The following is a 13,873-nucleotide window of genomic DNA, read 5'->3' as shown; positions in this document are numbered from 1 at the left end:
CCACGACCCCTGGACCTGACCGAACCTCGGAGGTGAGCAGTGGAGGGACTGGCCGCTAACGCGGACCTCATCGTGCGGGGCTTCTGGGAGACACTCAAGCTCCTGGCCGCCTCCGGTGCGCTGGCGCTCGTGCTGGGCACGCTCGTCGGCATCGCCCGTGTGAGTCCGATCGGGATCATGCGCAGCTCTGCGGCCCTGTGGGTGACGACCTTTCGCAACGTCCCCCTGCTGATCCTGCTGTTCTTCACCTACTACGCCCTGCCGCCCATCGGGATCGACTTCGGCTTCTTCGTCATGGTCACCATGGCGATGGGCCTGTACACCTCGGCCTTCGTGGCCGAGGCGATCCGCTCGGGCATCAACGGCGTCGGTGTCGGTCAGGCCGAGGCGGCCCGTTCGATCGGCATGCCGTTCTCGCTGACGATGAGCCAGGTCGTGCTGCCGCAGGCGTTCCGCCTGGTCGTGCCGCCGATGGCCAGCGTCTTCATCGCCCTGACGAAGAACACCTCGCTCGCGGCCGGCTTCGGCATCGCCGAGGCGACCTTCCGCCTCAGCGGCAGCCTGCGCGACTTCCCCGGCGACCGCGTCGTGCTCTTCCTCGGCATCGCCGTGGGCTACATCATCATCGTCGAGACGATCTCGCTGGGCGCGACGTTGCTCGAGCGTCGCTGGAGGGTGGCCTGACATGAGTGCGGTGCTCTTCGACGTCCCTGGGCCCAAGGCCCGTCGCCGCTACCGGATCATCGCCGTGGTCTGGGTCGGCGTGCTCGTGGCCGCCGCGGCCGCCGCGATCTGGAAGCTCTACACCGAGGACCAGTTCACGGCCCGGCAGTGGGAGCCCTTCGTCACACCCCGTCTCATGCTGGAGCTGCTCAAGGGGCTCGGCTGGACGATCCTCGCCGCCGTGCTCGCCATCATCCCGGCCGTCTTCTTCGGCCTGTTGTTCGGTGTCGGCAAGCTCTCCGACCACGCCGTGGTCCGGTGGCCGTCGTGGCTCGTGGTGGAGTTCTTCCGCGCCGTCCCCCTGCTGATGCTCATCATCTTCATCTGGAGCATGCGCGGCTTCCCCCGGGGCGACTTCGTGGCGCTCGTGCTCGGTCTGATCCTCTACAACGGTTCCGTCCTCGCCGAGATCGTGCGGGCGGGTGTCAACGCCGTGCCCAAGGGCCAGGCGGAAGCGGCGTACTCCGTCGGGCTGCGCAAGACGCAGGTCATGACGATCGTGCAGCTCCCCCAGGCGATCAAGATCATGCTGCCGTCGCTGGTGAGCCAGTGCATCGTGGCGCTGAAGGACACCAGCCTGGGCTTCTACGTCCTCGCGCCCGGGCTCACCTACGCCGGTCGCGAGCTGTGGCGCACCTTCAACAACTACCTCGCCGTCGCCATCGTGCTCGGCCTCATCTACATCATCTTGAACCTGCTGCTGACGTGGCTGGCGTCCTACCTCGACCGGCGCTACAACACCTCCGGCGGGTCCCAGGTGCAGATCGTGGCCGGCCAGATCCAGACCAAGGCCTGAGCGGGGTCCCCAGCCGCGCGCCCGCGTCGGGAGGTTCAGACCGTCTTCTTCGCCTTCGACTTCTGCGTCACCCACAGGTGAATCGTGCCCTCGACGGTCACGGTGCCGTCGGGCAAGGTCGCCTCGACGGTGATGGGCACGTCCGGCCCGTTCGCCCAGTCCTCGGGCGTGGAGGTGGCCGTGCAGGTGAGCGGGCCGTCGGACTTGGCGACGTAGCGCACCTCCATGCCCTTGGGCAGCCAGCGGGAGTCCTCAGGGCAGGTCGCCTCGGCCAGCAGGCCCATCGCGGCCTCCAGACCATTGCAGGCGGCGATGGCGTGGACGGTGCCGATGTGGTTCTGGACGCTGCGACGCTTGGGGATGCGCACCTGGCCCCGGTGCGGCGCCATGTCCTCGACCATCATGTGGATCGAGGCGAAGTAGGGGGCCTTCTGGCCGAACGCGATGGAGAAGAGTCGCTTGCCCTGCGGAAGGGCCGTCATCCGACGGTAGAGGGCGTAGGTCGATGCCATGACCGCATGTTACTGGTAGGTAACCTTTGGCGGCAAGCGACCCACGCCCTCGTGCCCTCGACGTGCGCTCAGGTGTCGCGCCCGTCGGGTGCGAACAGCGCCGCCCCCGCCCCGATCGCGACGCTCCCCGCGCCGACGAGCAGGGGTCGCCGCCCGACTCAGGAGACCAGGGTGCCGACGGCGCGGTCGGCACCCTGGTGCCGTGCTCCTTCACGCCGGAGAGGCTCGCACCCTGACCCGCGAGAGGCTCCGCACCTCAGGTGGCGTCACATCGAGTCCAGCGGCTCCCGCTCGGCCTCGAGCTCGGCACGCACGACGTCGAAGGCCACCTGGGCCGGGTAGCCCTTGCGCGCCAGCATGCCGGCGAGCCGACGGATCTGGGCGCTTTGGTCCAGCCCCTGGACGCTGCGCAGCTTGCGTCGCACGAGGCGATGGGCGGCAGCCCGCTCGTCCTCGGGGTCGAGGTCGGCCAGGACGTCGCCGACGAGCTCCTCGTCGATGCCCTTGCGGCGCAGTTCGACCGCCAGCACCGCTCGCGCTGCGCCTTTGCTGCGCTGACGCGACTCCACCCATGCCCGGGCAAAGCGCTCGTCGTCGATGAGCCCGACCTCGGTGAAGCGGTCCAACAAGGTCTCGGCGACCGTGCGGGGCACGTCCTTGGCCGCGAGCGCCTGGGCGAGCTCGGCACGGCTGTGCTCGCGCATCGCGATGCGCCGCTCGAGCACGGCCCGGGCCACCGACTCGTGGTCGGTGGCCGTCCCCGTGGCTGCCATCAGAACTCGGTGGCCGGCAGGTCGCCGCCCTCGGCGAAGCCGTCCTCGGCCTCGTCCTCGGCAGCACCGGGACCGACACCCAGGTGGTCCTTGATGCGCTTCTCCAGCTCCTCGGCGAGATCGGGGTTGTCACGCAGGAACTGACGCGCGTTCTCCTTGCCCTGGCCGAGCTGGTCGCCCTCGTAGGTGTACCAGGCGCCGGCCTTGCGCACGAAGCCCGCGTCGACGCCGAGGTCGATGAGGCTGCCCTCGCGGCTGATGCCCTGGCCGTACATGATGTCGAACTCGGCCTGCTTGAACGGCGGAGCCATCTTGTTCTTGACGACCTTGACGCGGGTGCGGTTGCCGACCATGTCGGTGCCGTCCTTCAAGGTCTCGATGCGGCGCACGTCCAGGCGCACCGAGGCGTAGAACTTCAGCGCCTTGCCGCCGGTGGTGGTCTCCGGAGAGCCGAACATGACGCCGATCTTCTCGCGCAGCTGGTTGATGAAGATGGCCGTCGTGCCGGAGCCGTTGATGGCACCGGTCATCTTGCGCAGGGCCTGGCTCATGAGCCGGGCCTGCAGGCCGACGTGGGAGTCGCCCATCTCGCCGTCGATCTCCGCGCGCGGCACGAGCGCGGCGACGGAGTCGATGACGATGATGTCGAGCGCACCGGAACGGATCAGCATGTCCGCGATCTCCAGTGCCTGCTCACCGGAGTCGGGCTGGGAGATCAGCAGGGCGTCGGTGTCGACGCCGAGCTTGCGGGCGTAGTCGGGGTCGAGGGCGTGCTCGGCGTCGATGAACGCCGCCACGCCGCCGGCCTTCTGCGCGTTGGCCACCGCGTGCAGGGCGACCGTGGTCTTGCCCGAGGACTCCGGACCGTAGACCTCCACGATGCGGCCGCGGGGCATGCCCCCGATGCCGAGGGCGACGTCGAGCGCGGGCGCGCCGGTGGGGATGACGTTGACCGGCACACGGCCACGCTCGCCCAGGCGCATGACCGCACCCTTGCCGTAGGAACGGTCGATCTGGGCGATCGCGTTGTCGATCGCCTTGGCGCGCTGGTCGACATCGACGGCCGTGACGGGGGCGAGAGGGGACTTGGGAGGCATCGGCGGTTCCGTTTCTACTGGTGGGGTGGCCGGTCATCTTCGACGCTACGAGATCCCTCAGACATTCCTGGGCCTCGTCGACCCGCCTGTGGATCCGACCTCGATCGCGTCAGACCTGTGGACAGGCTAACCCGAACACGTGTTCGAGCCACTCATCGCCGGCGGCGTGTCGCGACCGGGCGGGGACTCAGCCCAGCGCGAGGACGGTGCGCAGCAGGTCACGCTCGAGCGGTCGGTCGGCGTGCACCACGCAGCTGGTGCCGTCGGGCCACGGCTCGACGTGCACCGGGGCCAGCCCGCCGTTCTCGCAGGCCCGTCCCGACGCCGGGTTGGTCGACGACGACCGGGCCACGACCGGCCAGTCCGGCTTCGTGCGGTGCGCGGCTCCGAGGGCCACCTCCACGACCCAGGTGGCCAGGCCGTGTCCCCAGACGTGCGGGGACAGCCGGGCGCCGAGGTCCCACCACCGCGTCATCGGGGTCACTCCCCCGAGGCCCACGAGCTCGTCGGCCACGAGCACGGCCCACGGGCCGAGACCTTCGGCGCGCCACGACGCGACGGCCTCGCGCACGAGCGCCCCGCTCCGCTCGACGCGCTCGAAGCAGCCGCCCGGCTCGTGGACCCACGTGTCGGGATCGGAGACGATGGCGTGGACGTCGTCGACGTCATCGTCGACGAGTGGCCGCAGCCCCCAGGTGTCCGGGTTCACCGGCACGACCCGCTTCCCCGACGCCCGGTCATCGCTCGGACGCGGGGAGCTCGAGACGTGCGTGCACCGCACGCCACACCTGCTTCGGGGGGACGCCGGCCTCCAACGCCTCCAGGGCGGTCCGGCCGTCGAGGTCGGCCATGGTCTGGGTGTCGGCCCACACCCGCGCGTACCCCTCGCCGAGGTGGTGGTCCATGCGCTCCCAGAACTCGCTGTGCCTCATCGCGCGCCAGCATGCCACGCGCCCGAGTAGGCGCAGCAGCACCCCCGGGCCCGACCGTGTGGCACCGTCAGGCCGCGGAGACCTCGACCTCGGGCGTGATGGAGGAGACGCTCGCCAGGTCGGTGGCCTCCTCGATGGCCAGCAGCGTGCTGACGTCGAGCAACACCTTGGACAGCGGGACCTCCAGCGCCGACGCGAGCGCGGCCAGCAGCTCCGAGCTCGGCTCCTTCTGTCCTCGCTCGACCTCGGAGATGTACCCCAGGCTCACGCGTGCGCGGGCGGAGACGTCGCGCAGGGTCAACCCTTGCGAGAGCCGACGAGCGCGGAGCACCTCGCCGACGAGCTGTCGCATCGTGGTCATCGCGCTTCCTCTCGGTCGGTCGTCGTGGTCAACGTCACTACCCCCGGCTTTCTTCCCCCAGCCTAGCGACCACGAGCGACAACGCGGCACGGACCGTCTGCTCGCGGATGGATCGGCGGTCGCCGGTCAGGTGCAGGCGCTGCGCGACGGTGCCGTCGGCGTCGGCGACAGCGACGTGCACGGTGCCCGCCGGGTGACCCTCGCTCGGGTCCGGACCCGCGACCCCGGTGGTGGAGACCGCGATGGTGGCACCGTCCACGCGGCGCAGCGCCGCCTCCGCCATGGCGCGGGCGGTCTGCTCGTGCACCGTCCCATGACGCTCGACGAGGGCACGGTCGACGCCCAGCAGCCCGGTCTTGACGGACGGGTCGTAGGCGACCACGGCACCGACCACGACGTCGGAGGCTCCGGGGACGTCGACCAGGGCCGAGCAGACCAGCCCGCCCGTCAGGGACTCGGCCGACGCGATGCGGTGCCCCCGCGACCGCAGGCCCGCGACCACGCGCTCGGCCGGTCCGGTCACGAGCCGGTGCGCGCCGTCGACCGGTGCTGTGCCCGCAGGTCGCGCGCGTCCCTGACGTACTGCGCGGCCGTGTACATCGTGATCGCGAACGCGGCGGCGAACACGACGTGGGTGAGCACCAGGAGCACGTCGCTGGCGGTGTTCTGCCAGAGCTCAAACGGCAGGACGTAGCCGCCGATCGCCAGCGCCTGGAGGGTCGTCTTGATGCGTCCGCCCTGGCTCGCCGGCATGACGCCGTACTTCTTGACGACGAACCGCATGAGGGTGATGCCCCACTCGCGCAGGAGGATCAGCACCACGGCGGCCCAGAACCACCAGGCGGAGAAGATGATCGCCAGGCCGACGAAGGCCATGCCGGTCAGCGCCTTGTCGGCGATGGGGTCGGCCAGCTTGCCGAAGTTCGTCACGAGGTTGCGGCTGCGCGCGAGGTCCCCGTCGATGCGGTCGGTGGCCATGAGCAGGGCGAACGCGACGAACGCCCAGACGCGCATCTCGATGCTCTCGCCACCCTGGGTGAGCAACAACCACCCGAAGACCGGGACGCCCAGGATCCGCAGGACCGTCAGGGCATTGGCGATGTTGAGGTTGCTCGGGGCGGTCTCGGCCGAGGACATACGGACCTTCCAGGCAGCGGGAGTGAACGTCTCAGTATGCGACAGCGTCGAGGACGCGCGCCAGCTGGTCCTCTGCCTCGGCCACCGAGACCGTGGTGGTGATGCCGACTGGCGAGCGGTAGACGCGCGAGCCGTCGGGGCTGACCACCTTGATGCACGGGTCGTGCCGGCCGCTGCGACCCTCGACGTGGATGCCGGCCATCTCGCTCCACAGCAGTCCCACCCACAGACGTCCCGAGCGCATGCGCACCCCGTGGGCGTCGGCGACGAACAGGGGGGTGCCGAGGTCGCGCAGGCCGGGCATCGCCGTCAGGGCGGTGAGCGCCAGGAGACCGGCGACGCCCGCCCACACGACCTCGCCCTGCGACCAGGCCAGCCAGCCGAGCACGACGGCGAGCACGGCGGGCACGAGGAACGCGGCGACGTACAGCGCGGCACGGCGGCGCACCTCGAACTGCTCGACCTCGACCGCCAAGGAGGCGGGCACTCGGGGCTGCGTCATGACGCTCATCTTCTCAACCGGCCTGGATCGAGGCCAGGACGTCCTCGAGGTCGTCGGGCTTGATCAGCACGTCGCGGGCCTTGGACCCCTCGCTCGGGCCGACGACGCCGCGGCTCTCCATGATGTCCATGAGGCGACCCGCCTTGGCGAAGCCCACCCGGAGCTTGCGCTGCAGCATCGACGTCGACCCGAACTGCGTGGTGACGACGAGCTCGACCGCCTGGAGCACGAGGTCGAGGTCGTCGCCGATGTCGTCGTCCAGCTCGCGCGACGACTGCTGCGGAGCGGTGACGTCCTCGCGGTAGGTCGGCTGCAGCTGCTCCTTGCAGTGACGCACGACCTCGGCGATCTCGGCCTCGGTGATCCAGGCGCCCTGCATGCGCATGGCCTTGTTCGCCCCCATGGGCAGGAACAGCCCGTCACCCTGGCCCACGAGCTTCTCCGCTCCGGGCTGGTCGAGGATGACGCGACTGTCGGCGAGGGAGCTGGTGGCGAAGGCCAGCCGGCTGGGGACGTTCGCCTTGATCAGGCCGGTGACGACGTCGACGCTCGGTCGCTGGGTGGCGAGCACGAGGTGGATGCCGGCCGCGCGGGCGAGCTGCGTGATGCGCACGACCGAGTCCTCGACGTCGCGCGGAGCGACCATCATGAGGTCGGCGAGCTCGTCGACCACCACCAGCAGGTAGGGGTACGGCGCCAGCTCGCGCTCGCTGCCCGGCGGCACCGTGACGGTGCCCGCGCGGACGGCCTTGTTGAAGTCGTCGATGTGACGGAAGCCGAAGTTGGCGAGGTCGTCGTAGCGCATGTCCATCTCGCGCACGACCCACTGCAGCGCCTCGGCGGCCTTCTTGGGGTTGGTGATGATCGGGGTGATGAGGTGGGGGATGCCCTCGTAGGCGGTGAGCTCGACACGCTTGGGGTCGACCATGATCATGCGCACCTCGTCGGGCGTGGCACGCATGAGCAGCGAGGCGATCATGGAGTTGACGAAGCTCGACTTGCCCGAGCCGGTGGCGCCGGCGACGAGCAGGTGGGGCATCTTGGCGAGGTTCGCCACGACGAAACCGCCCTCGACGTCCTTGCCGAGACCGACGATCATCGGGTGGTGGTCTCCGCGGGCCTTGCCCGAGCGCAGCACGTCGCCGAGGGAGACCATCTCCTTGTCGACGTTCGGGATCTCGACGCCGATGGCGGACTTGCCCGGGATGGGGCTGAGGATCCGCACCTCGTTGGAGGCCACGGCGTAGGAGATGTTCTTGCTCAGCGCCGTCACCTTCTCGACCTTCACGGCGGGGCCGAGCTCGACCTCGTACCGCGTCACGGTCGGACCGCGCGTGTAGCCGGTGACCTGGGCGTCGATCTGGAACTGCTCGAGCACCTCGGTGAGCCGGTCGACGACGGCGTCGGAGGCGGCTGACCGCGCCTTGTGCGGCGAGCCCTCGCGCAGGACGGTGGAGTCCGGAAGGGAGTACACGATGTCGCCGGACAGGGCGAGCTGCTCGGCGCGGGCCGGCAGCGGCTCCATCGGCGGCGCCTCGACGACCTCGGCCTCGCCGGCCTCCGCGACGCCGACAGGGGCCGCCTCGGCGACGTCGACGGGGTCCGGCGCACGGCGCTTGCGGGCGGGCTTCTTCTCCTCGGCCGGATCCTCGACCAGCGGGTTGTCGTACGGCTCGTCGGGGGTGGTGCGCGGGTGACGCCGCGTTGCGGCGCCCTGCGTCTCGGAGTCCTGCGCCTCGTCGGACGAGCGGCCCAGCAGGCGATCGCGGCCCTCCCTCAGGCGGACGGGCACGGCGTGCAGCGGCGTGCCTGTGACGACGAGGACACCGAAGAGGACGACGAGCACCAGGATCGGTGCGACGACGAACGACGTCCGCAGCAGGTCCATGAGGAGGGCGGAGAAGAGGAAGCCGAGGGCTCCTCCGGCTTCGCGGAGCGCACCCATGTCGTCGGGGCGAGGAACGCCATGGGCGAGGTGGACGAGCCCGAGCACCCCGCCGCAGATCGCGGACCACCCGATGACCTGACGCCCGACGGGACCGTTGCGGTCCGGGTGGCGCAGGGTGCGCCAGGCGACGACGAGGAGCACGAGAGGCACGGCCCAGGCCAGCAGGCCGACCGTCCCCGTGGTCGCGGCCCGCACGCCCTCGGCGACGGGTCCGGGGATCTGCCACCACACCGAGGCGGCGACGACGATCGACAGCGCGACGATGGCGAAGCCGGCGCCGTCGCGTCGCTGCTCCGGCTCGAGCTCGGACGCCGAGCTGCCGATGCCGCGAGCGAGCGCGCCGATCATCCCGGCGATCGCGAGCCACACCGCGGCGACGCCACGCGCGAGACCGCCCACCACGACGGCGACCGGACCGGGGCCCGGGGAGGCAGGCTTGCGCCGAGCCGTGGAGGAACCACGCGACGCAGGCCGCTTCTTCTTGGCCTGACTGCCGGACGGCCGCTTGCGCGGCTGTGCCGAACTTCGCTGACGCGAGGGGGAAGACGTTCGGGTCGCCATGGCGAAAGCCTAAAGCACAGGTCGAGGGTGGACCGGTTCCCGCGCCGCGGGCCGGCGTCGGCGCGTCGCCACCCGGTGCGGACCTGCGGGACCGCGCGTCATCGACGTGTCGAGCGAGCCTGACGACGACGTCCGCTCACAGGGACGGAGCACCCACGCCGAGCGCCTGGTGGAACCGCGTCACGACGAGCGCGACGATCCGCGGGTCGGGGGTCCCCCCGTCGAGCAGTGGTGCCGTCACCAGGTCGGCACCGCAGTGGCGCAGGAGGTCGGCGTACCGGCCGGGCGTCAGGACGTAGGAGGCGACGACCACCCGGCCGCCGTCCTTGTGCGCCAGGTCGACGGCGTCGGTCAGCGCGGTGCCCGGTCCGGCGACCACCCCGATGTGCACGGGCCCTCCCCAGACGGCACTGACGAGGCGTGCGGCGCGCTGGTACCCCTGGAGCGACTCCGCGCCCTGGCCACCGGCGACCCCGAGGACGATCGTGTCCTCCTTGCGGCCCCCCGCCTCGATGAGGCGCTGGACGCAGATCTCCGCGAGGCTCCAGTCCGGTCCGAGTGGCGCGGCGACGCTGAGCCCGGGGTCCCCGCGACGCGCCACGGCCAGTGCCGCGGCGACGTCCGTGCCCTCGGTGAGCGTCAACGGCACGGCCACGCGCACCGGCGCGCTGTCCTCGGTGCTGGCCAGCATCTCCACCGGCGTGTCACGGACGTCGACCGACGGCGCGTCGCGCCGCACGGCGGTCACCAGATGACCGAGGGCGGCCCGCTGGGCCGGATCGGCACTCCCGGACGAGCACGCGTACAAGACCTCGCCGGTCTGTCGGATCGACACAGGCCCCGCCCTCCTCCGGAACCGGCGACGCGGCCGACGAGGTCCGTGCGCAACATCCCTCGTCGACCGCGGCCGGTGTCCCACCAGAGTTCGGCCCCGCGCCGAACACCCGTCACGCTAGGCAGCGCGTGTTTCGCGACCGCCAAGTCGGTGTTTCGGCGCGGTAACAGTTCGCGCGGCGTGCCGACGGCTCGCCGGATGCGCGGGTCAGGCCTGCAGGACGATCGGGATGATCATCGGTCGGCGGCGCAGGCGACGGCCTGCGTACGACCCGACGACCCGGCGCACGACCTGCTGGAGCTGTTGGGTGTCGCGGGTCCCGTCGGCCAGCGACTGCTCCAGGGCGTCGATGAGCTTGGGCACGATCTCGTCGAAGGCGGACTCGTCCTCGGCCAGGCCACGGGCATGGATCTCCGGGCCCGTGACGATCTTGCCGGTCGTGGAGTCGACGACCGTGACGATCGAGATGAACCCCTCGTCGCGCAGGATGCGTCGGTCCTTCAGCTCGGAGTCGGTGATCTCGCCGACCGACGAGCCGTCGACGTAGACGTAGCCGCAGTCGACGGCGCCCACGATCGAGGCGTGACCGTCGACGAGGTCGATGACGTAGCCGTCCTCCGCGAGGAGGACGTTCGGCACGCCCGTCTTGGTGGCCAGGGCACCGTTGGCGTGCAGGTGACGGATCTCGCCGTGCACCGGCAGGACGTTCGTGGGCCGGACGATGTTGTAGCAGTAGAGCAGCTCACCGGCCGAGGCGTGGCCCGAGACGTGCACGAGAGCGTTGCCCTTGTGGACGACTCGCGCGCCGATCTTGGTGAGGCCGTCGATGACGCGGTAGACGGCGTTCTCGTTGCCGGGGATGAGCGAGGACGCGAGCAGCACGGTGTCACCGGGCTCCAGGCTCACCTGCGGGTGGCTGTTGTTGGCGATGCGCGAGAGCGCCGCCATGGGCTCACCCTGCGAACCGGTCGACATCAGCACCATCTCGTGCGGCGGCGCGGCGTCGATCCGGTCGACCACGACGCCGTCCGGGACGTGCAGGTAGCCGAGCTCGCGGGCGATCTGCATGTTGCGGACCATGGAACGACCGACGTACGCCACCTTGCGGCCGTGCCGGTGTGCGGCGTCGAGGACCTGCTGCACGCGGTGGATGTGCGAGGCGAACGACGCCACGATCACGCGCTGGGCGCTGGAGGCGAACACGGCGTCGATCGCGGGCGTGATGTCGCGCTCGGGCACCGTGAAGCCGGGGACGTCGGCGTTGGTGGAGTCGGTGAGGAAGAGGTCGACGCCGGCCTCGCCGAGCCGGGCGAACGCGCGCAGGTCGGTGATGCGGTCGTCGAGCGGCAGCTGGTCCATCTTGAAGTCGCCCGTGTGCAGCACGACGCCTGCCGGCGTCGTGATCGCGACGGCCAGTGCGTCGGGGATGGAGTGGTTGACGGCGACGAACTCGCACGAGAACGGACCGAGCTCCAGCACGTCGCCCTCGGACACCTCGTGCTTGGGCGCCTGCTTGAGTCGGTGCTCCTTGAGCTTCGGCTCTACGAAGGCCAGCGTGAGCTTGGACCCGACGATCGGGATGGTGCCACGCTCGCGCAGCAGGAACGGCACGCCGCCGATGTGGTCCTCGTGGCCGTGCGTCAGGACGACGCCGACGACGTCGTCGAGCCGGTCCCGGATCGGTTCGAAGTCCGGGAGGATGAGGTCGACGCCCGGGTGGTTCTCCTCCGGGAAGAGCACGCCGCAGTCGACGATCAGCAGCTTCCCGCCGAACTCGAAGACGGTCATGTTGCGACCGATCTCGCCCAGACCGCCGAGCGGGATGACCCGCAGGGCGTCGGGGGCGAGGGGGCCGGGAGCGGGGAGCTCGAGGTGCATGTGGCTCATGAAGGGTGGTGCCTCAGTTCGTGAGTAGGCCCGCCGTCACCAGCGCGTCACGCACGGTGGTGACCTCGTCGTCGGTGGCGGCGGGGAGGGGGGCGCGCATGGTCCGGTGCTCGATGACGCCGAGCAGCTGCATGGCCGCCTTGGCGGTGATCGCACCCTGGGTGTGGGTCATGATCGCGCGGACCACCGGCAGCAGCCGGTCGTTGATCTCGCGCGCTGCGGGGAGGTCGCCGGCGTCCACCGCCGCCACCATCTCCGCGTACTGGCGTCCCGCGACGTGACCGACGACGCTCACGATCCCGGCGGCGCCGACGGCGAGCCACGGCAGGTTCGCGGCGTCGTCGCCGGAGTACCAGCACAGACCGGTCTCGCGCATGATCCAGGCGCCGCGCTCGAGGTCGCCGACGGCGTCCTTGACCGCCACGACGAGGGGGTTGCGAGCCAGCTCGGTGTAGGTGGGCTCGGCGATCTGCACCGCCGTGCGACCCGGGATGTCGTAGAGCATGACGGGCACGTCGACGCCGGCGCGGGCCACCTGGGTGACGTGATCGACGATGCCGGACTGCGGGGGCTTGCTGTAGTAGGGCGTCACCAGCAACAGCCCGTGCGCGCCGGTGGTGCGCGCCTGGGCGGCGAGCTCGACGCTGTGCCGGGTGTCGTTCGTGCCGACGCCGGCCACGACGGTGGCCCGGTCGCCGACGGCCTCCAGGACCGCCGCGAGCAGCCGTCCGTCCTCCTCGCCCGTGGTCGTGGGCGACTCCCCGGTGGTGCCGCTGACCACGAGCCCGTCGTTGCCCGCGTCGACGAGGTGCGTCGCGAGCCGCTGGGCGGCGTCGGTGTCGAGGCTGCCGTCGGAGGCGAAGGGAGTGACCATCGCGGTGAGCACCCGTCCGAAGGGGGCCGACTCGCTGGCGTGCGGGGAGGTCATGGGGCGAGGCTACCGCGAGCCGAGCACGGGCCTCGGTGCAGGATGGGCGCATGTCCACCTCGACTCCCCCACCGCCCCACGAGCTGGATCGAGCCGTCGCCAGCACCCTCGGCGCCGACGGCGCCCGGCACCTGGAGCTGACCGCCGACTGGAACACCCCGAACGGCACCGCCAACGGCGGCTACGTGCTCGCGGTGGTCCTGCGGGCGGTCCTCGACGAGGCCGCGACGAGCGCACCGGACCACCCCGACCCGTTGTCGGTCTCGGTCAACTACCTCAAGCCGCCGACCCCGGGACCCGCCGCCGTGGCCGTCACGACGGTGCGCGTGGGCCGGCGGGTCTCGGTGCACCAGGCGGTCCTGAGCCAGGCGGGCGGCGCCGTCGCGCACGCCGTGGTGACGCTGCACGACTGGGACACGACCGGGGACGCCGAGCACACGCCCCACGCAGCGCCCGCGGTCCCGGGACCCGAGGAGGGCCACGACCTCGCCGAGAGCATCCCGGCGGGTGCCGTGCCCATCGTCGACCGCTACGAGGTCCGCTCCCCCCACGTGCCCGGTTGGCTGCGAGGCGAGCCGAGCGGCGTCCCCGAGGCGACCGTGTGGGTGCGACCCGAGGACGGCCGCCGGATCGACGCCGTCGCGGCGGCCGCCATCGTCGACGGCTACCCGCCGGTGACCGCCGACCTCGGCCTGCTCGCCTCGGCCACCGTGCAGCTGACGGTGCACCTGCGGCGGCGACCGGACACCGACTGGGCCCTCATGCACGTGACCACGAGGCACGTCATCGACGGCTACCACGACGAGGACGTCGAGCTGTGGGACCGCGAGGGTCGACTGATCGCCCAGTCGCGCCAGCTGGCGATCCTGTCCTGAGCCACT

Annotated in this window: 16 protein-coding genes; 3 read left to right on the top strand and 13 right to left on the bottom strand. The window is 71.1% G+C overall.

Going from position 1 to position 13,873, the window contains the following annotated elements; all coding sequences use genetic code 11:
* Positions 1 to 39 precede the first annotated feature (39 nt).
* Together ABD213_RS10010 and ABD213_RS10005 are read left to right on the top strand one after the other, a co-directional pair.
* Positions 40 to 684, top strand: coding sequence for an amino acid ABC transporter permease (locus ABD213_RS10010; RefSeq protein ID WP_344327534.1), 645 nt, complete (start codon positions 40 to 42; stop codon positions 682 to 684).
* A 1-nt stretch (position 685) separates the two neighbouring features.
* Positions 686 to 1,519, top strand: coding sequence for an amino acid ABC transporter permease (locus tag ABD213_RS10005; protein WP_344327531.1), 834 nt, complete (start codon positions 686 to 688; stop codon positions 1,517 to 1,519).
* 35 nt (positions 1,520 to 1,554) lie between these two features.
* Here the strand turns inward: ABD213_RS10005 and ABD213_RS10000 are convergent, their stop codons facing one another.
* The 13 genes from ABD213_RS10000 to dapA form a co-directional block, all read right to left on the bottom strand.
* On the bottom strand, positions 1,555 to 2,031 hold the full coding sequence (locus ABD213_RS10000) for a hotdog fold domain-containing protein (protein WP_344327528.1): 477 nt from the start codon (positions 2,029 to 2,031) through the stop codon (positions 1,555 to 1,557).
* A 266-nt stretch (positions 2,032 to 2,297) separates the two neighbouring features.
* A complete protein-coding gene (locus ABD213_RS09995) occupies positions 2,298 to 2,804 on the bottom strand; it encodes a regulatory protein RecX (protein ID WP_344327525.1) in 507 nt (168 codons plus the stop codon).
* Entirely contained in the window at positions 2,804 to 3,901 is a 1,098-nt protein-coding gene (recA, locus tag ABD213_RS09990) for a recombinase RecA (RefSeq protein WP_344327524.1), read from the bottom strand. Before recA ends, ABD213_RS09995 begins: the two co-directional genes overlap by 1 nt.
* Positions 3,902 to 4,088: 187 nt before the next feature.
* Positions 4,089 to 4,610, bottom strand: coding sequence for a GNAT family N-acetyltransferase (locus ABD213_RS09985; protein WP_344327521.1), 522 nt, complete (start codon positions 4,608 to 4,610; stop codon positions 4,089 to 4,091).
* A gap of 28 nt (positions 4,611 to 4,638) precedes the next feature.
* Positions 4,639 to 4,833 carry a DUF3046 domain-containing protein gene (locus tag ABD213_RS09980; RefSeq protein WP_344327519.1) on the bottom strand — a complete coding sequence of 65 codons (195 nt, stop codon included), beginning with the start codon at positions 4,831 to 4,833 and terminating at the stop codon, positions 4,639 to 4,641.
* Positions 4,834 to 4,900: 67 nt separating this feature from the next.
* A complete protein-coding gene (locus ABD213_RS09975; RefSeq protein WP_344327517.1) occupies positions 4,901 to 5,194 on the bottom strand; it encodes a helix-turn-helix domain-containing protein in 294 nt (97 codons plus the stop codon).
* Between the two features lie 37 nt (positions 5,195 to 5,231).
* Entirely contained in the window at positions 5,232 to 5,717 is a 486-nt protein-coding gene (locus ABD213_RS09970; protein ID WP_344327514.1) for a CinA family protein, read from the bottom strand.
* Positions 5,714 to 6,331 carry a CDP-alcohol phosphatidyltransferase family protein gene (locus ABD213_RS09965; RefSeq protein ID WP_344327513.1) on the bottom strand — a complete coding sequence of 206 codons (618 nt, stop codon included), beginning with the start codon at positions 6,329 to 6,331 and terminating at the stop codon, positions 5,714 to 5,716. The genes ABD213_RS09970 and ABD213_RS09965 overlap by 4 nt, the downstream gene beginning before the upstream one ends.
* A gap of 31 nt (positions 6,332 to 6,362) precedes the next feature.
* The gene (locus ABD213_RS09960; protein ID WP_344327511.1) at positions 6,363 to 6,833 is read right to left on the bottom strand and encodes a hypothetical protein; all 471 of its coding nucleotides are present in this window, start codon (positions 6,831 to 6,833) and stop codon (positions 6,363 to 6,365) included.
* Between the two features lie 13 nt (positions 6,834 to 6,846).
* Entirely contained in the window at positions 6,847 to 9,342 is a 2,496-nt protein-coding gene (locus ABD213_RS09955) for an FtsK/SpoIIIE family DNA translocase (protein WP_344327509.1), read from the bottom strand.
* A gap of 136 nt (positions 9,343 to 9,478) precedes the next feature.
* Positions 9,479 to 10,177, bottom strand: coding sequence for a sirohydrochlorin chelatase (locus ABD213_RS09950; RefSeq protein WP_344327508.1), 699 nt, complete (start codon positions 10,175 to 10,177; stop codon positions 9,479 to 9,481).
* A 207-nt stretch (positions 10,178 to 10,384) separates the two neighbouring features.
* Positions 10,385 to 12,064, bottom strand: a complete 1,680-nt coding sequence (locus tag ABD213_RS09945; RefSeq protein WP_344327506.1) for a ribonuclease J — start codon at positions 12,062 to 12,064, stop codon at positions 10,385 to 10,387.
* Between the two features lie 13 nt (positions 12,065 to 12,077).
* Entirely contained in the window at positions 12,078 to 12,992 is a 915-nt protein-coding gene (dapA, locus tag ABD213_RS09940) for a 4-hydroxy-tetrahydrodipicolinate synthase (protein WP_344327505.1), read from the bottom strand.
* A 50-nt stretch (positions 12,993 to 13,042) separates the two neighbouring features.
* On the opposite strand from dapA, the gene ABD213_RS09935 reads away from it, so the two are divergent.
* Positions 13,043 to 13,867, top strand: coding sequence for an acyl-CoA thioesterase (locus ABD213_RS09935; RefSeq protein ID WP_344327503.1), 825 nt, complete (start codon positions 13,043 to 13,045; stop codon positions 13,865 to 13,867).
* Positions 13,868 to 13,873 lie beyond the last annotated feature (6 nt).

Origin of the sequence: Aeromicrobium halocynthiae (assembly GCF_039531385.1) — a bacterium.
Taxonomy (GTDB): domain Bacteria; phylum Actinomycetota; class Actinomycetes; order Propionibacteriales; family Nocardioidaceae; genus Aeromicrobium; species Aeromicrobium halocynthiae.
Note: the sequence above shows the minus strand (reverse complement) of the source record. Positions and strands in the feature narration are given on the sequence as shown.